Here is a 20,072-nt window from a genome sequence, read left to right as displayed (position 1 = left end):
CTGCCCCTCTTCCTGTGTCATCGATATGCGCGCCCGCCTTCAGCCCCAGAGAGCCGGATCGGGCGCCTGCATGAGCGAGCCCTCGTAGCGGATCGGGTCCTCGCGGTCCGCGGCGAGCAGCAGCGGTCCGTCGAGGTCCACGTAGGGCGCACCCTGTGCCACGAGGAAGGCCGGCGCCATGGCGAGCGAGGTGCCGAGCATGCAGCCGACCATGATGTCGAACCCCTGCCGGATCGCCTCGTCCCGGAGCGCCAGCGCCTCCGTGAGCCCGCCCGTCTTGTCGAGCTTGATGTTCACCGCGTCGTACTTGCCGGCAAGATGCGTGAGCGAGGTCCGGTCGTGGCAGCTCTCGTCGGCGCAGACCGGCAGCACGCGTTCGATCTCGGCAAGCGCGCCATCGTTTCCGGCGGCGAGCGGCTGCTCGACCAGCGCAACGCCGAGCCGCACGAGCGTCGGCGCCAGCGCCAGATACTGCTCGACCGTCCAGCCCTCATTGGCGTCGACGATGATCTTCGACCGCGGCGCCCCCGCCCTCACCGCCTCGAGGCGTTCGAGATCGCCCTCGCCCCCGAGCTTTACCTTCAGCAGCGGCCGGCCGGCATTGCGCCCGGCGGCGTCCGCCATCTTCTCCGGCGTGTCGAGGGAAAGCGTGAAGGCCGTCTCGACGGGCAGAGGTGCCGCAAGCCCTGCGCACTGCCAGGCCGGCCGCCCCGCGCGCTTGGCTTCAAGGTCCCAGAACGCGCAGTCGAGCCCGTTTCGTGCGGCCCCCGCCGGCAGCCGCGATTGCAGGGCGGCGCGGTCGAGACCGCGGCGAAGGTCGGCCTCGAGCGACCGGATCACGTCGACGACGCCATCCACCGTCTCGCCGTAGCGGGCATAGGGCACGCATTCGCCGCGTCCGCGGAAGGTGCCGTCGGAAAGTTCGACGGTGACGACGCGGATCTCGGTGCGCGAGCCGCGCGAGATGGTAAAGGCGCCGGCGACGGGGAAGCACTCCTCCGTCACGGCGAGGGAAAGGGCCGGGTTCATCGCGTCGCGCCTCTTCGTGTAGCTGTCGCGGGAGAGCCCGCGAATCACCGCCCCTTGCGTGCGGGGACATTCCTTTCTATATCCCTCGGACGATCGGGTTAAGATCCCGGACTTGCCGAACGAGCGCGACCATGCGCCCCGGCGGCAGGCGACAAAGGCCTGCCAGAGACACCCGTTACCGATTTCAAGACTGGCGGAACGCCCGTGAACACATTGGATTTTTACAAGAGGCCCGAAGATACGCGCGTCGTCGTTGCCATGTCGGGAGGGGTCGACAGCTCCGTCGTCGCCGGCATCCTGAAGCGCGAGGGCTACGATGTCCTCGGCATCACGTTGCAGCTCTACGATCATGGCGCCGCCGTCCACCGCGCCGGCTCGTGCTGCGCCGGACAGGACATCGACGATGCCCGCCGCGTCTGCGAGACGCTCGGCATCCCGCATTACGTGCTCGACTACGAACAGCGCTTCCGCGACACGGTGATCAACCCGTTCATGGAAAGCTATGTCGCCGGCGAGACGCCGATCCCCTGTGTGGCCTGCAACCAGACGGTCAAGTTCGCCGACTTGCTTGCGACCGCCAAAGAACTCGGCGCCGATGCGCTGGCGACCGGTCACTATATCCGCTCGCGGGCGATACCGCTGGCGAACGATCCCGGCCACCGCGCGCTCTTCCGTCCGGTCGACAGCGAGCGCGACCAGAGCTACTTCCTGTTCGCGACGACGCAGGAACAGATCGATTACCTGCGCTTCCCGCTCGGCGGCCTCTCCAAGGCCGAAACCCGCGCGCTTGCCGAGGAAATGGGGCTCGTCGTCGCCAAGAAGGCCGACAGCCAGGACATCTGCTTCGTGCCGCAGGGCAAGTATGCCGACATCATCACCAAGCTCCGGCCGGATTCGGCGCTCGGCGGCGACATCGTGCACATGGACGGCCGCGTGCTCGGCCATCACGAGGGCATCCTCCACTACACGATCGGCCAGCGGAAGGGCCTCGGCGTCGCGACCGGCGAGCCGCTCTACGTCGTCTATCTCGACGCCCGCTCGCGGCGCGTGATCGTCGGTCCGAAGGAGGCGCTCGACACCCGCCGGGTATACCTCCGCGACATCAACTGGCTCGGCGACCGGACGCTTCGCGAAGAAGCCGCCGACGGCTTCGCCTGCTTCGCCAAGGTCCGCTCGACCCGCCCGCCGGCACCGGCGGTGTTGCACGCCGACGACAAGGGCGTCTATGTCGACCTCGAAATCGGCGAGGCCGGCATCGCCCCGGGACAGGCCTGCGTGCTCTATTCGGCCCCCGGCCCCGACGCCCGCGTCTATGGCGGCGGCTTCATCGAACGCTCCGAACGATCGGCCCCGGCGGAGGCCTCGCTGAAGGCGCTGCTTTCGGCGCCTGCCGCCGCCTGAGGACGAAAGCATCGGAAAACGCCGCTCCGGATGGCCGCAAAAGGCCGCCGGCGAACGAGACTGCAAAAGCGCCCCAAAAAGACAATGGGGCGCTTGACACCAACGGGAGCGGCACCTTATAAGCCGCACATCCTGACGCCGGGGTGGTCGAAACGACCTCTTCACGGTGCCTGTGGCGGGGTAGCTCAGGTGGTTAGAGCAGCGGAATCATAATCCGCGTGTCGGGGGTTCAAGTCCCTCTCCCGCTACCAATTTTCCTTTATTTTCAGAGATATGGCGTGTCGCCCTCGCCCTTCGGCGGCATGGCCGCTGGCTATGACGATGTGTTCACGCGCGGTTTGCCGCCGCGGCATCCGGCAGTTCGGTTTCCTTTCTGTCCGACCCGCACACATAGGTAACAATTTGTCCCTATAGCCGTCCGCGAATTTCCGGAATTTTTTGACACGCGATTTCGGAAAAACGAAAATCCGGTCACACTGCCAAATAGGCGTCGCGCCTTCTTTGACGTCCGCTCGAGGCGTCTTCATTGCTTCTCTTGCGCTCCCCCACCTTCCGCGCTTTGATGCGTCAACCGTGGGGGAAGACGTTACGAGACATCTCGGAACCGGATTTTCACGGTCAAGCTACGGCATGTGAGCGCGGATGTCGTTTGCGAACGACACGGCGGGAAGTGGTCCGGCCGTCATCAGCGAAAAGTCGAAGGATGCGCGCCGGTCGCTGTCGAGAACGTATTGCCGGTGGACGCGCAACAGGTCCCGCTTGATCCGCCGGTAGCGCTCCGCGGACAGCATGTGCTTGATACGGACGAACGCGATTTTTGCCTGGGGGGCATCCGGATGCCCAGCGAGCGCAACCACCTTCGACCTGTAGAAGTTGACCGCGTCCGTCAGGCACTGGATGTCCAGCCATGATATTTCCTTCGTCCGCGCAATCACGCCCACGCGCGCCCGCAACACCTCGGCGGGGCGCAGCAGGGCGCATTGCAGAACCGCTCCTCCGAGCGTGACAAAGACCACGCGCTTTCCCTTGAGCAGTTCCGGTTCCCTTTCGAGCAGCATGCCGAGGACATGCACGGCGACGCTCGAACCCATGCTGTGGGAGCTGATGACATATTCGTCCGCCTCCCCGGAGAGCGCCGCCCTCACCGACGCCGCACAGTCCTCGAGCCAGGCGAGAACCTCGGGCCGGTCGAGGCGCGCCAGGGCGACCGCCATCTCCCAGTCGGAGAACAGATGCAGGGTGTGAAACCGATCCGACCACGGAAGGAAAATCGAGAAGAAGAAGGCGTAGGCAAGCACGATCGCCAGCGGATAGTGCCACGGGTCAAGGCCAAGCCACTGCGGATATGCGGCGATCACAAGGCTCGCCGCCATGGCCAGCCCGACAAGCAGGAATGGAAAGACGAAGAACAGGCCGAAGCGCCAGGCGTGCCGGAAATAGGCAAAAGCGCCACCTCCGAGAACGACGCGAGCGGCACTGCTGAACCCAAGGGCCAGCCGCCGGGCAAGCGGCCTTCCGTTCAGTTGCTCGACGATGTCGTTGTGATCGAAGATATGAATGCGGCTCGACGTGCACCACGTTGCGCCTTGGCTCGCGACGTCGAAATACCGGCTGGAGCCTGGTCCGCGGATCGGGCCTGCGTCGGCTGAAAAACCCCAGACCGTCGTCGTCTTTCGCAGCGAACGCTCGTAGCGCTGGCGATGCTTATGCGCATCGAGCGGCTCGAAACCGGGAAAGTGCAGGACGATCCGCTTGCCGATATGCTCGGGCTGGTTCGCTTTTGCGACCGGAATCGCATGCCTCCCGGTCATCGGCTCGTACCCGGTCCGACGAGGCCGCTTCCGGTGGCGCTCCGGAGCCCGGCCACAAAGGCCGCCCTGTCGAACAGACAGCTACGATCGCCCGTCTGCGCGTCCACCCATCCGCGGATGGACGCCCGGATATTGACGACCGACAGTCTCATTATCTCCCGGATCGCGCCGATAGCCTCGGTCGCCGTCACAATCGCCCTGAACCCGCCCAACCGCATCGCATCCTCGAATTTGCCCAGAGTACTTGCCGTCGTAACCGCAAAGCCTTCCCGGGTCAGTATTTCATTCACGAGCAACAGCCCTCTGGGGTTGGACAGGCAGACCAGAACCTGCAGTCGGTCGGCCACGGCGGAATATGTATGCATTGAGAGAATGCCCTCTGTGACTGTCAGGCACCTGTCAATAGCCGGTTCGATGTCAACTGGTGTTCTATCGTGTTGCGCTTTGTTGCGATCGCCGGTCCTGGTCACGACGATCGGAAGGCATGGGCTGCACAATCAGCCTCGAAGACGTCGAGGCGCTGCGAATCCGAATCGCGTTCTCTCGAAGCAGGCGCGCGAAGTCGAAGAGCGATGTACGGTCGGCACGCAGAACCTGCCGGATGAGCGGATCGCGAAGAATGCGGGCAATGGTGAATTCGGTGTCGGACATCTCGATCTCCTTTGGTCCGGAAACAGGATAGACGGGCCGGATGGACATGCGATGGCCGAAATCGGACAAGAACCGGGCATCCTGTTCGATCGTGTTGCTGACGATTGCGGTCCCGCGCGAGCGGAGGGAAGCGGACGCTGGAACAGTGCGGATCGCGTCTGGTCCGCTCGCCCCGTCATCTCAGCTCGGCGAGAAGTGCATCGGCACCCTTTTCGACTCCGACCCTGGACGCCGCGAGCAAGGAGAAGGTCGCCCATACGTTCATCGCGTTCGGTTATTGCTTCGTGATGTAGGCACGCAGCAGGCGACCGCTCGACAATATCCTGATGAGAGGATCGGTACTCCGACTTCGAGAAGAAGGGTTTCGGCTCGGCAATCGGGGATTTCGGGGCGACCCAGCACAAGGTTCTCGTCGGCGGGAGCTACAAGTTCTAGGGCCGAATACGCCCCTCGATCGTCCAGACCTCCAGCACCAGAACGGCGATCACGATGAGCCGGGGCCCTCCCCGGCTCATCGGCTATTCAAGCCCGTTCCTTCCGCTGAACGCGCGGCGTTCCCCGAGTGGAATATCGCCGGGTGTTCCCGGACGAAGATGTCGGTGCAGTGCAGGTCCGATACCGCTTGGGAGAATTCCCGAAGGATCGGAGAGCTCCGCCGTTCGATCCTTCGCCGCGTTCCGGTTCGGCAGATTAAGACGCCTCTCGCGAGTACTGTGCCGGCGGACCGGTTTTGACAACGCGTTCTCCGCAAGTCAGGCCTTGCGGAAACCGAACGACTTTCGCAGGCTTCCGTCGAAGCCCTTTGCCGGCACGAACCGGCGCAGACGGCTGAGAAGAGTTGCCTGATGTCCTACGGGCTGACGCATCTTGTACGAGCCCTGGAGAGCCGCAAGGATCTTCTCTGCGACGAGTTCTGGACCCGGTGCAGACTTGATTTGCGCCACAACGGTCTTCATCGTCGCCTCGGCCTGGCTGGCATAAACGCCCAAGGGCGCCTCCGTCTTCGCCGCGTTGACGTCGAGATTGGTGTTCGTGAACGTGGGTTCCATCAGGATGACGCGGACGTTGAAATCCCGAATCTCGTGATCGAGAGATTCGGACATGCCTTCGAGCGCGTGTTTGGTGCTCGCGTAGATGCCCATGAACGGCGCCGGCAGAAAGCCCAGAACCGAGCTGATATTGACGACGAGACCGCTGCGCGCACTCCGCATCGGCGGCAGGATCGCGCGAATCATGCGAAGCGGGCCGAAGACGTTGACATCAAAGACCTTCTTTGCTTCGGCAATTGACGTCTGTTCGACCGGGCCCGCCAGGGAAACCCCCGCATTATTGATCAGGATGTCGATCTTTCCGGCCTCGGACAGAACCCAATCGACAAAGCCCACGACGGATGCATCATCGGTCACATCAAGCGTCCCGAATCTGACGCCGGAAATCGGCTTCGCCCGACCGGGATCACGCGCGCCGCCGAATACGCGGTAGCCGTTCTGCGCGAGAAGACGGGCCGTTGCCTCGCCGATCCCGGAGGAGGCCCCTGTTATCACGACAACTTTCTGTTTGGGCACGGCGGCCTCCTTTGCTGCGATCTATCTTCTGGTCCAGGCCGACCGCTCGTCATAAGCATCGCGAGGCCTCGGTAAGCTTTATAGATGTTAATCGACATCTATTTTGATTTTAGATGTCATTCGAAATATAAAAAATCAAGGGGTGTTGAGCGGGAAGAGCCAAAAAATGTCGATGAACTGCACAACGGCGCCAGACGCTCAGTTCTCGGCGATCAACAGGCTGATATCCGGATCAGAGAAATCGCCAAGCGCTCGCATCCAATCGAAGAACCAGCTGTCACGGCGCGACATCGGGTCACTCGGCCGCCATTACTAGTTTGGACCCATCAACCTCTTGGCCGGGATGCCGGTACGCTTCTGCCCTGGGCGGCCTGATACGGAACCAGGTCGCATAAAGTGCCGGCAGGAACAGCAGGATCATCACGGTTCCGACGGCCGTGCCGCCGATCAGTGTATAGGCCATCGATCCCCAGAAGACCGAATGCGTCAGCGGAATGAATGCGAGCACGGCAGCAAGCGCCGTCAGGATGACGGGTCTCGTCCTCTGCACGGTCGCTTCGATGACGGCATGATAGTCATCGAGACCGGCCGCCCGGTTTTCCTTGATCTGCTCTGTCAGGATCAACGTGTTTCGCATCAGGATGCCGGCTAGTCCAATCAAGCCAAGAATGGCGTTGAAGCCGAAGGGCTGATTGAACATGAGCAGGACCGGAACGACGCCCGCGAGGCCGAGTGGCCCGGTCAGCATCACCATCGTCATGGTCGACAGGCTGCGAACCTGCAGGACGATGACGATGAGCATGGCGGCAATCATCGCCGGAAAAATCTGAGCGAGGGCCACATTCGCCTTCAGCGACTCTTCGATGTTACCACCCATTTCGATCCGGTATCCGAGCGGTAGCGAGGCGATCAGAGGCTGCAGGGCCTTCAGGATTTCCTTGGAGACTTCCGGCGGCTGCATCGCCTCGTTGATGTCCGAACGGATCGTGACGACAGGGGTGCGGTCACGGCGTTTCATGACCGGCTCCTCGAAGCGGATTTCGGAGTGACCGATTTGGTCGAGCGGCACCGGACGACCGTTCCTGCTCATCAGCGAGAAGTCCGCCAGCCGCGAGGGATCGAGCCTGTTTTCGCCGGCACTGCGCGCCACCACGGGGACATTGCGAATGTCTTCGCGCACCTGTGTGATCGGAACCCCGCTCAGCAACAGCTGCATCTGCTGGGCAGCCTCTGCCGGAGAAAGGCCGATGAGGTTGAGCCGGTCCTGATCTGGAATGAAGCGCAGCACAGGTGTGCGGTTGCCCCAGTCGCGGTTCGCCTGGCGGACATCGGGCACCGTCTTCATGAGCGCGAGAGCCTGTTCGGAGATCTTGTACAGTTCATCCGGATCCGGTCCCATGAGACGGAACTCTACCGGGAACGGCGTATAAGGACCGAACACGAGTTGCGTCACCCGCACATAGGCCTCCGGAGCGAGACCGCTGGCGATTGCCGTCCGCAGACGGTGCTTGAGAGCCTCGCGTGCTTCCGCGTCCGGCGTCAGTACAACGATCTTGGCGAATGCCGGGTCCGGAAGTTCCGGCGACATGGCGAAGAAGAAGCGCGGTGCGCCCTGGCCGATATAGCTGGTGGCGATCTTCGTTTCGGGCTGTTCCTTCAGCCAGCCTTCGAGTTTTTCGACCGTTGCGGTCGTCGTCTCGATGCTCGTCCCTTCCGGCATGCGCACTTCCACCAGAACCTCGGGACGGTCCGACGTCGGGAAAAACTGCTGCTTCACGGACCCCATGCCGATGACCGAGACGGCCATGGCGACACCGACAAGACCACAGGTCAGGAACTTGTGACGGACCGCGAATTCGATCAGGCCCGAAGGCGCCGGTAATTCGGCGTGTTGTAGATGGCGTGGTGGCCGCCTTCCACGGGCTTGATCGCCGGCAGCATCTTGACGCCGAGGTAGGGCGTGAAGATCACCGCCACGATCCACGAGACGATCAACGCAAAGCCGACGATCCAGAAGATGTTGCCGGCATATTCGCCGGCTGTGGACCTGGCAAAGCCGACCGGCATCAGCCCGATGATGGTGACGAGGGTACCGGACAGCATCGGGGCGGCCGTGTGGCTCCAGGCATAGGCGGCCGCCTTGATGCGGTCCATGCCTTCTTCCATCTTCACCACCATGACTTCGATGGCGATGATGGCATCGTCAACGAGGAGGCCGAGCGCCAGGATCAATGCGCCGAGCGTGATGCGGTCGAAAAACCGTCCGGTCTCCAGCATGATGAGGAAGACCACGCCGAGCGTCAGCGGAACGGCAAGGGCGACGACGATACCGACGCGCCAGCCGAGGCTGATGAGGCTCACGAACAGGACGACGCCGAGCGCCATGGCGAATTTCAGCATGAACTCGCCGACCGCTTCCTCGATATTGACCGCCTGATCGCTCACTTTCGCGAGCGTCATGCCAAGCGGGAGGGCTTGCGCGATGGTCGAGGACCGTTCCTCCAGAGCCTTGCCCAGTTCAAGGCCGTTCCAGCCCTGTTGCATGACCACCCCGAGCATGATGGCGGGCTCGCCGTCGTGGCGAATGAGATACGTGGGAGGGTCCCGGTATCCGCGACGAATCTCGGCGAAATCCGACAGCTTGAGGATACGGCCGGCGGCGACGATCGGCGTATTGGCAATCGACTCGACGCTGTCGTAGGCGCCATCGAACCGGATGAAGACCTGGGGGCCTTGCGTATCGATCGATCCTGCGGGGGTTACGGTGTTCCGCCGCTGCAGGGCAGACGCGATGTCCTGCGCCGAGATCCCGAGCGTTGCCAGCTTGGAATAGGAAAATTCGACGAAGATCTGTTCGGGGTGCTCACCGAGAATGTTGATCTTTTTCACACCCGGGACGTGAAGCATGTCCTGACGGATCGTCTCGGCCTGCCGCACGAGGTCGCGCATCGCCATGCCCTTCGCCTTCAGGGCATAGAGGGCGAAACTGACGTCAGAATACTCGTCGTTGACGAAAGGACCGATGACCCCGGCGGGAAGATTTCGGGCTTCGTCACCGAGTTTCTTGCGCGCCTGATAGAATTCCCCTTCGACGGCTGAAGCTGGAGTATTGTCCTTGAGCGTGACGGTCAGGAAGGCGTAGCCCGGCCGCGTCGTCGTTTCCACACGATCGTACCAGGTCAGCTCCTGTATCCTCTTTTCGAGCGGCTCTGCGACGAGATCCTGCATCTCACGTGCGGTCGCGCCCGGCCAGACGGACGTAACCGTGAGTGTCTTGATCGTGAACGAGGGGTCTTCGGCTCGGCCGAGCTTGACGAAGGCATAGGCGCCGGCAGCGGCCAGCAGGATAATGAAGAAGAGGGTGACGGCTCGCTCACGAACGGCGAGAGCGGAGAGATTGAAGCTCATCAGTTTGCCGCCTCTGGCTTCTCCACGCCGGTGCGCACGCTTGCGCCGTCCTGAAGCAGATGCGCGCCAAGGGCGACGATGACCTCCCCGGTCATCAGATTTGAGACGACGGCCTTCTCCTCGCCGATCCGCTCGACCTTCACTTCCCGGAAATGCACACTGGAAGTCTGCCCGTCCAAAACCCAGACGCCCATGCGGATGCCGTCATCCAGCAGTGCGCCGACGGGAACTTCGGCATGCGACTGTGCCGCTTCGTTCTGCAGGCTGATCGTGACCGTTGCCCCGAGCGGCGCGGACGCCGCAGCCCCCTGCAAGACCCAGCGTGTCTCATAGGTCCGGGTCTGAGGATCGGCAGCGTCGGAAATCTGTCTGAGCGCCGCCTCCTCTTCGGTACCATGGCCATAGATCTTTGCCTTCGCGACGGCGCCGACATCGGGTCGGAGATTTTCGGGCAACCAGACGAGCGCTTCGCGAGGACCTGCCTTCGCAAGCCGGACGACCGGCTGGCCCGCCGAGACCACCTGCCCCGGTTCGCCGAGCGTCTCGACGATCGTGCCATCCGCGTCTGCCACGAGAACTGCGTATGCAGCTTCGTTCTCGGCGACCTTCGCCTCTGCTTCGGCCGCGGCGAGCTGGGCGGTCGCAGTATCGAGCGCAGCCTTCGACTGTTCGTATTTCTGCGGAGACGCTGCCAGGCCGTTCTTGACGAGGGCGGCATATCGCCGCTCGTCGGCCTGTACCTGAACGAATGTTGCCCTGGCAGCAGCAACAACGTTGCGCTTTGCCGACAGGGCAAGGCGCAGATCGGTGTCATCAACCCGCATCAATGGCTGCCCGGCTTTGACTTCTTCGCCAAGGCCGACAAGCCGTTCGACGATCTTTCCGGGAACCCGAAAGCCGAGATCGCTCTGCACCCGGGCAGCAACCGTGCCGGTGAAGCTTCGGTTCGCGGTATCCGGGGTCTTGACCTTCGTCACGCTGACGAGCGGAGGCAGACTGCGGGGATCTGCCGCCTCCGCATCTCTGTTCGTGGATGGAAGCAGGAGAAACGCAGCGGCGGCACCGACGAGAGCAGCCACTGCCACGGTTGAGAGGAGGATCTTGCGCTTCATGACACTGGCCTTCTTGACGGTGGCGGTACAATTCTTAGATTGCAACCTAACTCTAAATGACATATAGATGTCAATAGTAATCTAAATGGAGGCACTCATGAGAGTCAGTCGCGCCCAGGCCGAGGCGAACCGCGAGACGGTCATCAATGTCGCCAGCAGGCTCTTTCGCGAGAGGGGCTTTGATGGCATCGGCCTGAAGGATCTGATGAAAGGCGCCGGCCTCACCCAGGGCGGCTTCTACAAGCAGTTCGAATCCAAGGATGATCTCGCAGCACTTGCGTCGCAGCGAGCCATGGAAAGCGCGACCAGTAAATGGTCCTCGGCCGCCGCCTCGAGCTCCGATCCGCTCCAGGCCGTCATCGATCTCTATCTTTCTCCAGGACACCGCGGAGAAACGGGGGATGGCTGCCCGCTGGTGGCTCTCGGCGCGGATGCTGCTCGCCAGAGCCCAGAGGTCCGCAAGCCATTTCGGGACGGCATTAAGGCACATCTGCAGGTCCTCGAGGAAATGATGCCGGCCAGCGATGACGAAGACGCGTCGCGCAAGGCAATGGCAGCACTTTCGCTCATGGTCGGCGCCGTGACTCTCTCCCGGATCTTGACGGGCGAGAAACTGTCGGACCGCCTGCTTGAAACAGCAGCCGCGGAGGTGAAGCGTATAGCAGGCTCCGAGAAGGACGATTGAGCGGAAGCGGGCACTTTCGCTGTCGGCTGGCATCCAAGCCCCGGGTCAAGCGTGACATGCTTCCGGTGTCATCGGCGTCGTGTCGTCGTAACCGGCATGGGGACGGTCAGGCCGCTGCACGACACCGCCGCCTCATTCAGCAAAGCGTCCAAGCGAGCTTTCGGCGTTTCTCCGGCAACGTGCCGGGTCAACGACCGGTCTTCGTCCGCCATTCCTCGTATTTCTTCTGGTTCTCGTCCCTGGTGCAGGGATAAAGCCCGATGATGCTTTCGCCCGCCGCCACCTGCTCCAGGACGAAATCCTCGAAGCTCTCCATCCCGGCACAGACTTCCGCAATCTCCTCGGCAAGGTGGGCCGGGATCACCATCACACCGTCACGATCGCCGACGATGACATCGCCCGGAAACACCGCGACGTCGCCACAGGCAATCGGTACATTGATGTCCAGTGCCTCATGAAGGGTCAGGTTGGTCGGCGCCGAAGGCTTGGCGCAGTAAGCCGGCATGTCGAGCTTGCCGATGCCATGGGCATCCCGGAAGCCGCCGTCCGAAACCACGCCGGCGCAACCGCGCACCGCCATGCGGGTGATAAGGATCGAGCCGGCGGTCGCCGCTCGCGCATCCTTGCGCGCATCCATCACCAGCACGTGGCCGGGCGGGCAGGTTTCCACCGCAACGCGCTGGGGATGGTCGGGATTACGAAAGACCTCAAGCGGGTTCCGGTCCTCACGGGCGGGGATATAACGCAGCGTGAAAGCCTGCCCCACCATATTCTCTTCCTTGGGCGAGACCGGCGAAACGCCCTGGATGAACTGGTTACGCAGGCCACGTTTGAAGAGTTGCGTTGCGATCGAAGCGGTAGAAATGCGCTTGAAGATCGCACGCGTGTCGTCGGACAGGACATAGTCGGTCATGGGTTGCCTCAAAAGATATCTGGTTCACCGGCCGTGCGGCCGAAATCGGATTGCAGGAAGTCGAAGTCGCAGCCCTGGTCTGCCTGGGTGACATGCTGCGAGAACATGTAGCCCCAACCGCGTTCGAAACGGCGCTCCGGGGCTTTCCAGGCGGCCTTGCGGGCGGCGAGTTCCGCCTCGTCGACCAGCATGTCGAGCCGGCGGTTGGGCAGATCGAGGCGAACGATGTCGCCGGTCTCGAGCAGCGCCAACGGGCCGCCAACAAAGCTCTCGGGCGCCACATGCAGCACGCAGGCGCCATAGGACGTTCCGGACATGCGGGCGTCCGATATCCGCAGCATGTCACGATGGCCCTGTTTGATGAGGGCTTTCGGGATCGGCAGCATGCCCCATTCGGGGAAACCCGGACCGCCGAGTGGACCTGCATTGCGCAGAACCATGATATGGTCGGGCGTGATGTCGAGGTTTTCGTCGTCAACGGCCTTCTTCATCTCGGGATAGCTGTCGAAGACAAGGGCCGGTCCCTGGTGGACATGGAACTTCGGATCGCAGGCGGCCGGTTTCATTACGGCCCCGTCGGGGCAGAGGTTTCCGCGCAGCACCGCCAGCGAGCCTTCTTCGTAGACTGGGTTCGACAGCGGCCGAATGACGTCGTCGTTGTAAACCCTTGCGCCTTCAAGGTTCTCCCCGAGAGTCTTGCCGGTTACGGTCATCGCCGAGCAGTCGAGGCGATCCTCGATCTGCTTCATCAACGCGCGGAGACCCCCGGCATAAAAGAAGTCCTCCATCAGGTAGTCCTTGCCGGAGGGGCGGACATTGGCGATCAGCGGCGTGACGCGGCCGAGCGCGTCGAGATGGTCGAGAGTGAGATCCACACCGGCGCGGCGCGCCATGGCGATCAGGTGGACCACCGCATTGGTGGAGCAGCCGGTCGCCATCGCCACCACGGCGGCATTGCGGCAGGCGCCCTCGGAAATGATCTTGTCCGGCGTCAGATCTTCCCAAACCATCTCGACGATACGACGGCCACAATCGGCACTCATGCGCTGGTGGCCGGCATCGACCGCCGGAATGGACGAGGCACCGGGCAGTGTCAGGCCCATGGCGTCGGCGATCGCCGTCATGGTCGAGGCCGTTCCCATGGTCATGCAGGTGCCGGCCGAACGGGCAATGCCGCCCTGGATGCCAAGCCATTCCTCGTCGGTGATGTTGCCGGCACGGCGTTCGTCCCAATACTTCCAGGCATCCGACCCGGAGCCAAGAATCTTGCCGGCATAATTGCCGCGCAGCATGGGGCCGGCCGGAAGATAGATCATCGGTACACCGGCCGAGATCGCACCCATCACCAGACCCGGCGTGGTCTTGTCGCAGCCGCCCATCAGCACGACGCCGTCGAGCGGATGAGAGCGGATCATCTCCTCCGTCTCCATGGCCAACATGTTCCGGTAGAGCATCGACGTCGGCTTGGTGAAGCTCTCGTCAACCGACAACGACGGCATCTCGACGGGAAATCCACCGGCCTGCAACACGCCCCGTTTCACATCCTGCACGCGTTCCTTGAAGTGGGCGTGGCAGGTGTTGAGCTCAGACCAGGTGTTCAGGACGCCGATGACGGGCCGGTCCCGGAAATCCTCTTCGGAATAACCGAGCTGCATCATGCGCGACCGGTGGCCGAAGCTACGGAGATCGTCGGGTGAGAACCAGCGTGCCGAACGTAGGTCCGGGGGAGATTTGCGTGTCATGATCTTATCCGGTGAATGCGAATGTCAGCCAAATGACGAAGACGGTGAAGACGAGGCCGACGACTTCCGGCAGGTTGCCGAAGCGATAGTCCCTCGCCTCCTCTTCCAAGAATTCCTGAGGCGCGATGTCTTCGTCCTGTCGTGTCAGATCCTTTTCGGTGATCTTCATGATCGATCTCCTCAGTTGAGCATCGACGGTAGCCAGAGGGCGAGGTCGGGGAAGAACAGCACCAGGAACAATCCGACCGCCTGCAACGCGATAAACGGGAGCACGGCTGCGAAAATCTCCTGCAGTTGGATATCCTTCGGCGCCACTGACTTCAGGAAGAAGCAGGCAGGGCCGAAGGGAGGCGACAGGTAGTAGATCTGGATGTTCATGGCGAAGAGCACGCCGAACCAGATCGGATCGAATCCGAGGTCAATCACCACCGGTGCGAAGATCGGCACGGTTATGAAGATGATCGCGATCCATTCCAGAAACGTGCCGAGCACCATGACAATCAGCATCATCACGACGATCACCCAGATCGGCGCGATATCCAGCGCGGTCAGCAGACCACGCAGGAATTCTCCGCCACCGATGCGGTTATAGATGCCGATCAGCGAGATCGCGCCGAGCACCAGCCAGATGATCGACCCGACGGTCAACACGGTCTGGCGCATGGCGTCGCGGGTCATGGCCCAGGTCAATTCCTTGCGGACGCCGGCGACGACCAGCGCGCCGACGGCGCCGACAGCCGCGGCTTCGGTGACCGTCGCAACTCCCGAATAAATGACCCCCAATACCGCACCGATAAGGATGCCCGGAAGGATGACACCTTTGAGGAATTTCAGACGCTTGAAGAATGGCAGGCCGGTTTCCGGAATGTCGTAGATCGGGGCCATCGCCGGATTGAGTCGCACCCGCACCATGATGTAGGCAATGTAGAGCGTCGCCAGGAGCAGGCCGGGGATTGCCGAGGCAGCAAAGAGCTTGGTGATCGAGACCTGCGCAGCAAGACCGTAGACAATCAGCACGACCGACGGCGGGATCAGGGTAGCCAGCGCCCCCGCCGCGCAGATGATCCCGATCGAGAGCTTGCGGTCATAGCCGAGGCGCAACATCTGTGGCAACGCGATGAGACCGAGCATGACGATCTCGCCCCCCATGATGCCGGACATGGCGGCAAGGACAACGGCGACGATGCAGGTCTGCACGGCGACCGAACCGCGGAACCGCCCGCCTAAGACGGCCATGCTGTCGAACAGCGAATGGGCGATCCCCGATCGCTCCAGCACATTGGCCATGAAAACGAAGAACGGGACGGCGATCAGTTCATACTTGTGCAGAACTTCGCCGACATTGGCGGCGACTATGAAATAGCCGGCCCGCTCGCCGAAATAGAGAAGCGCCGTGCCGAGCGACACCGTCAGCGTAGTGATGCCGAGCGGAACGCCGACCGCCATCAACGCGAGGAGCGAGAGGACGATCAGGACCGTAATGGTTTCAATGCCCACCGGCGCTCTCCCCTTCGGTTCCGTGCGCCCAGCGAATGACGTTCGCGGCAAGCTGCAGCAGATAAAGAATGCACCCGACTACCAACAACACCTTCAGGTAGGTCGGCTGGATGGAGTTGAGCGCGGTGCCGGAGTACTCGACATGCCGCAACGCCTTGACGGCGGGTCCCCACAGCGCGAGCGTCAACACCAGGATGGCGCCGGCGGAGATCAGCATCTGCAACAGCCGGAAGACGTGCCAGAGACGTGGGCTGATGAGGGTTTCGATCATCGTGATCGAAATGTGACGATGGCGCTCGGTGACATAACCGACGGCAAGCACCCAGGCGGATGCGCACAGCGTCATGGCGAGTTCGGTAGACCAGACCGTCGGACGGTCAAAACCGTATCGCATGACGACCTCCAGCGCGGAGACGCCGATACAAGCGAAAAAGAGCACGGAACAGCCTTGGCCCACGAACACGCTGACGCGGTCCATGACGTCGGCATAGGTGGCGAGAAAACGTCTCATCACGCGGCCTTTTGAGATGACTTCAATTATGGGCGCCGCCGCATGTGACGGCAGCGCCCGGTCGAACTTGACGTTACTTCTTGAAAAGGCCGATCTGGGTCATGTAGGCTACGTTGGCGTTCAACGCCTCCTTGGCAAGCGGAGACTTCTCGGCATAGACCTCCCACTGCTTGCGTGCGACTTCACGCAGCTGGTCGCGATCCTCCTGCGCCCAGTTGATGACCTCGATCTTGCCGCCGGCATTGTCGCGGGCCGCCAACTCCTTGTCCTTCTTGGCAACCTCTGCGGTCATCGCGGACATGGCTTCGTACCACCAGTCGCGCAGAGCCGTACGGTCGGCCTCCGACAGAGCGTCCCATTTTTGCTTGTTGATGGTGAACTGCATGGAGGGCATCGAGTGAATGCCGGGATAGAGCGGATAAGGCGCAACGTCGTGCAGGCCGGTCGCATCATTGTTCACATAGGCTGACGCATCGGCCGCATCCACGATCCCCTTTTCCAGCGCACCGTAGACTTCGGAGAACGGGATCGAAACCGGAGAGGCCCCCGCCGCCTGGAAAACGGCGGCCGCAAGGCCTTCCGGCGAGCGGATCTTTTTGCCTGCGAGGTCTTCGAAGGTACGGATCGGCACGCGCGCGGGCAAGGCTTCCTTGGAATAGGGACCGCAGGCGACGACATGGACCTCCCCGCCGGAGACGGCATCGGCGGCCTTCTGCATGACGGCTTCGCCGCCGCCATCCTTGCAGAAGCCGAGCATCTGTTCGGGCGTATCGTAACCGGAGATGAGGTCACCCATGATGGCGTAGGCAGGCTCGCGGCCGGAGAAGTAGTTCACCGAGGTGAAATCGCCATCGAGCACGCCGGCGGCGACTGCATCCGGGGTTTCCTTGGCCGGGACGACCGAACCATTGGGGGTGAGCACGATCTCCACACGGCCGCCGGTCATTTCCTTGATCTTCGGAAGCCAGTTTTCGGTGATGTACTGGGTGGAGAAATCGCCTGCATTGAAAGAGGTCTGGATATTGAAGGTTTCCGCCGACGCCACCGTGGCGAACAGGGAAACCGAGGCCGCAAGAACGGCCGTCTTCTTGAAATTCATGATGTCCTCCCATCGACTAAGGACGGGATGATCCACCCGTCATCTAATGCACTAATATATTAGTGCATCTCAGTCAACGATGTTCTATGATGGCATTCCGTTTCGCCAAAGGCTGGGATATCTATCGACCATGAACTTGCCAGAACTGACCTACACGGCGGATGCCGCAATGCTCGGCGAGGCCGCATCGCCGCGGATCAGGCGCATCTCCGCGAGTGAGCAGATCCATGCTGCACTTCGCGAGCGGATTGTGACGCTGGAGTTGGCACCCGGGCGTAACCTGTCGCGTCAGGAAATTGCAGCCTACTATGGAGTCAGTCAGACTCCGGTGCGGGACGCGATGCTGAAGCTGGAGGAAGAAGGGCTTCTCGTCATCTTCCCCCAGTCGAAGACCGAAGTATCGAAGATAGACATCGAGCAGGCGCGAGAGACCCAATTCCTTCGCCTGTCCGTCGAACTCGAGGTCGCGCGCAGGCTTGCCGACAGCCACGACCGGACGGTACTCGCTTCGGCGGCCAAGGTACTCTCGTTCCAGAAGTCTGCCCTGGAAGACAATGACCTTGAGCGCTTTTCTCGACTCGACCGCCTGTTTCATCGGGCCCTGTGCGATGCGGCAGGCGTGTCAAACCTGTGGGATCTGATCGTGTCGCGATCGGGACATATCGACAGGCTTCGCAACCTAAACCTGCCCGATCCCGGCAAGCCGGCGAGTATAGTTCACTACCACAGTCTGATCGTGGACCGTATCGCTGCCGGCGACACTTCGGCGGCAGTCGACGCCGTGCGCAGCCATCTCTCCGGCACCCTCGCCCAGATCGACGACATCAAGTCCCGTTATCCGAAATACTTCCTATCCTGACGTGACCGCGAGCCGGCCGGGAGCGTTCGCGGCATAGCGACGGAGCCCTATGGCGGCCAGCCGCCACGAAACCGGTCAGCATCTGATATCAACCGTCGCACGGTATTGGCGGAAATGCTCTCCCGCTGCCAATTCCCCTTATTTTCAAAGAACTGGCTTGTCACCCTCGCCCGTCGGCGGCCTGGCCGTCTGGTACGACAATGCGTTCACGCGCGGTTTCCCGCCGTGGCATTTGGCATTTCGGTTTCCCCTTCTGTCCTTTCGGACGCGGGGATTGGACGGGGCGCTGAAAGCTGCCTCGTAAGTTATTTTATATGGCACCTCTCGGCGCCCCGTTCGGCGTTCTGTCCCGCTGCATGCGTCTCTCTGGCAAGGCGGCGCCTCTGCCGGGACTTGACGTCTCGACATCGGCCGGCGCGGATCGGCGTCGAGCGCTCATCCGTGCGGTGACGGACCTTCGCTGACGCCTGGCCGGTGGCCCGGGAAGATCCCGCCGGATGGTACCGTCCGGCCTGACCCTCGCCGGCAGATGAGCCGGGATCATTCACGATCCTGAAACTCACCCCGCCGTCTTTTCGCCGGGGAGCTTTTTCAAGCTCCCCGGGCGCCTGTCTGTGTGCCTCTGAGGCACGCCCGCGTTAGCGGCGGTGACGGCGAGCCGGTCCGGACCGTCTCGCCTTCCGCCTCCCGCGGAGGGAGACCGTTGCAGCGGCCGGGGTTTTCGACCTGCGACAGTCGTCGACCCCGGCGCCGGTCCCGCCTCGCCGGACTTCGCATGGTCCGGTGTATCCGACGGCGGAACGGGGTGATTCTACGACAGGTCGGAAGGGGGTGAATGAAAATGAGGGGTGGGGTTTGATTTCGTTGGGGAATTTTTGCGGTGAGCCGAAGTGGGGCGGCTCACCCTCTCTGTCACCGTCGGTGACATCTCCCCTCAAGGGGAGATCGGCCTGCGGCCTGCGTTGCGGCCAGTCCTCTCCCCTTGAGGGAGAGGAAGCGATTTCGGCAGCTTAGGCCGAAGGCGTAAGTGCCAGAAATCGCAGGTGAGGGGGATGTCAAACAGGTGAAACCTCCCCCCTCACTTGGAATTTCTAACACTTAGCCTGCGGCTAAGATGTTGAAATTCCATTCTCCCCCGCCGAGGGGGAGATCGGTCTGCGGCCGGCGCTGCGACCATTCCTCTCCCTCGGCGGGTGAAAAAGCCCCTCATCCGCCTGCCGGCACCTTCTCCCCATCGGGATGGGGAGAAGGGACTCGTGGCGCCGCCGCGACCGTTCCCTCGCCCCGCTTGCGGGGAGAGGGTCAGGGTGAGGGGCGAAGGTGAGGCGTGTGCCACGGAAACAGGGCTCACCCTCCCCCATACCTCGCGCCTTGACACACCAAATCCATCCATTATTCTGGATATATGGATGAAAAAAATGTCATCGCGGCGATGGCCGCGCTTGCGCAGCCGACGCGGTTGCAGACCTTTCGCCTGATGGTGGCGCGGGAACCCGACGGTGTGCCGGCGGGAGAGCTGGCGCGGCTTGCCGGCGTGCCGCAAAACACCATGTCGGCGCATCTCTCGACGCTCGCCCAGGCGGGACTGGTGACGGGCGAGCGGCAGGGCCGGTCAATCCTCTACCGCGCCGACCTCGCCTGCTTCCGGGCGATGACGCTCTATCTTCTCAAGGACTGCTGCGGCGGCAATGCCGAGCTCTGCGCGCCGCTGATCGCCGACCTTGCGCCCTGCTGCCCGCCGGCAGCCTGCGCATAATGACCGCCCTCACGCCGCAAACAACCTACGGAC

At 62.4% G+C, this 20,072-nt stretch carries 16 protein-coding genes, 1 tRNA gene and 1 pseudogene; 5 read left to right on the top strand and 13 right to left on the bottom strand.

Translation table 11 applies throughout. The features are described 5' to 3' along the window. Positions 1-39: 39 nt before the first annotated feature. Positions 40-1,029 carry an N-acetyl-D-Glu racemase DgcA gene (gene dgcA, locus H4I97_RS03440; protein WP_182307529.1) on the bottom strand — a complete coding sequence of 330 codons (990 nt, stop codon included), beginning with the start codon at positions 1,027-1,029 and terminating at the stop codon, positions 40-42. A gap of 204 nt (positions 1,030-1,233) precedes the next feature. Here dgcA and mnmA point away from each other — a divergent pair, with 204 nt between their 5' ends. Together mnmA and H4I97_RS03430 are read left to right on the top strand one after the other, a co-directional pair. Further along, positions 1,234-2,430: a tRNA 2-thiouridine(34) synthase MnmA gene (gene mnmA / locus H4I97_RS03435; RefSeq protein WP_182306549.1), complete on the top strand. Its 1,197-nt coding sequence runs from the start codon at positions 1,234-1,236 to the stop codon at positions 2,428-2,430. A 174-nt stretch (positions 2,431-2,604) separates the two neighbouring features. Beyond that, positions 2,605-2,681 (top strand) — tRNA-Met (locus tag H4I97_RS03430). 372 nt (positions 2,682-3,053) lie between these two features. On the opposite strand, the gene H4I97_RS03425 is transcribed toward H4I97_RS03430, so the two are convergent. The 6 genes and pseudogenes from H4I97_RS03425 to H4I97_RS03400 all read right to left on the bottom strand — a co-directional run bounded on the left by H4I97_RS03425 (position 3,054) and on the right by H4I97_RS03400 (position 10,977). Next, positions 3,054-4,241, bottom strand: coding sequence for a hypothetical protein (locus tag H4I97_RS03425; RefSeq protein ID WP_182306548.1), 1,188 nt, complete (start codon positions 4,239-4,241; stop codon positions 3,054-3,056). Next, a complete protein-coding gene (locus H4I97_RS03420) occupies positions 4,238-4,588 on the bottom strand; it encodes a hypothetical protein (protein WP_210297091.1) in 351 nt (116 codons plus the stop codon). The genes H4I97_RS03425 and H4I97_RS03420 overlap by 4 nt, the downstream gene beginning before the upstream one ends. 82 nt (positions 4,589-4,670) lie before the next feature. After that, positions 4,671-4,892 (bottom strand): hypothetical protein, encoded by a 222-nt coding sequence (locus tag H4I97_RS03415; RefSeq protein WP_182306546.1) that lies wholly within the window; start codon positions 4,890-4,892, stop codon positions 4,671-4,673. A gap of 752 nt (positions 4,893-5,644) precedes the next feature. Continuing rightward, complete coding sequence (locus tag H4I97_RS03410) at positions 5,645-6,457, bottom strand: oxidoreductase (RefSeq protein WP_182306545.1); 813 nt, start codon at positions 6,455-6,457, stop codon at positions 5,645-5,647. Between the two features lie 295 nt (positions 6,458-6,752). Beyond that, positions 6,753-9,865: pseudogene (locus tag H4I97_RS03405) on the bottom strand (efflux RND transporter permease subunit). After that, positions 9,865-10,977 carry an efflux RND transporter periplasmic adaptor subunit gene (locus tag H4I97_RS03400; protein ID WP_182306544.1) on the bottom strand — a complete coding sequence of 371 codons (1,113 nt, stop codon included), beginning with the start codon at positions 10,975-10,977 and terminating at the stop codon, positions 9,865-9,867. The pseudogene H4I97_RS03405 and the gene H4I97_RS03400 overlap by 1 nt, the downstream one beginning before the upstream one ends. Before the next feature lie 97 nt (positions 10,978-11,074). On the opposite strand from H4I97_RS03400, the gene H4I97_RS03395 reads away from it, so the two are divergent. Next, on the top strand, positions 11,075-11,662 hold the full coding sequence (locus tag H4I97_RS03395) for a TetR/AcrR family transcriptional regulator (protein WP_182306543.1): 588 nt from the start codon (positions 11,075-11,077) through the stop codon (positions 11,660-11,662). A 187-nt stretch (positions 11,663-11,849) separates the two neighbouring features. Here H4I97_RS03395 and H4I97_RS03390 read toward each other — a convergent pair whose 3' ends face one another. The 6 genes from H4I97_RS03390 to dctP form a co-directional block, all read right to left on the bottom strand. Next, positions 11,850-12,575 (bottom strand): ribonuclease activity regulator RraA, encoded by a 726-nt coding sequence (locus tag H4I97_RS03390; protein WP_182306542.1) that lies wholly within the window; start codon positions 12,573-12,575, stop codon positions 11,850-11,852. An 8-nt stretch (positions 12,576-12,583) separates the two neighbouring features. Next, positions 12,584-14,317, bottom strand: coding sequence for an L-arabinonate dehydratase (gene araD, locus H4I97_RS03385; protein WP_182306541.1), 1,734 nt, complete (start codon positions 14,315-14,317; stop codon positions 12,584-12,586). Between the two features lie 4 nt (positions 14,318-14,321). After that, complete coding sequence (locus H4I97_RS03380) at positions 14,322-14,486, bottom strand: hypothetical protein (RefSeq protein WP_182306540.1); 165 nt, start codon at positions 14,484-14,486, stop codon at positions 14,322-14,324. An 11-nt stretch (positions 14,487-14,497) separates the two neighbouring features. Beyond that, the gene (locus H4I97_RS03375) at positions 14,498-15,814 is read right to left on the bottom strand and encodes a TRAP transporter large permease (protein ID WP_182306539.1); all 1,317 of its coding nucleotides are present in this window, start codon (positions 15,812-15,814) and stop codon (positions 14,498-14,500) included. Then, complete coding sequence (locus H4I97_RS03370; RefSeq protein WP_182306538.1) at positions 15,804-16,325, bottom strand: TRAP transporter small permease subunit; 522 nt, start codon at positions 16,323-16,325, stop codon at positions 15,804-15,806. Before H4I97_RS03370 ends, H4I97_RS03375 begins: the two co-directional genes overlap by 11 nt. 73 nt (positions 16,326-16,398) lie before the next feature. Further along, entirely contained in the window at positions 16,399-17,424 is a 1,026-nt protein-coding gene (gene dctP / locus H4I97_RS03365) for a TRAP transporter substrate-binding protein DctP (RefSeq protein WP_182306537.1), read from the bottom strand. 130 nt (positions 17,425-17,554) lie between these two features. On the opposite strand from dctP, the gene H4I97_RS03360 reads away from it, so the two are divergent. Together H4I97_RS03360 and H4I97_RS03355 are read left to right on the top strand one after the other, a co-directional pair. Next, entirely contained in the window at positions 17,555-18,283 is a 729-nt protein-coding gene (locus H4I97_RS03360) for a GntR family transcriptional regulator (RefSeq protein WP_210297090.1), read from the top strand. A 1,405-nt stretch (positions 18,284-19,688) separates the two neighbouring features. After that, positions 19,689-20,039, top strand: coding sequence for an ArsR/SmtB family transcription factor (locus H4I97_RS03355; protein ID WP_182306536.1), 351 nt, complete (start codon positions 19,689-19,691; stop codon positions 20,037-20,039). The last annotated feature ends 33 nt before the right edge of the window (positions 20,040-20,072 follow it).

The organism is Ciceribacter thiooxidans (assembly GCF_014126615.1).
Classification (GTDB): Bacteria; Pseudomonadota; Alphaproteobacteria; order Rhizobiales; family Rhizobiaceae; genus Allorhizobium; species Allorhizobium thiooxidans.
This window is presented reverse-complemented; position numbering and strand designations above follow the sequence as displayed.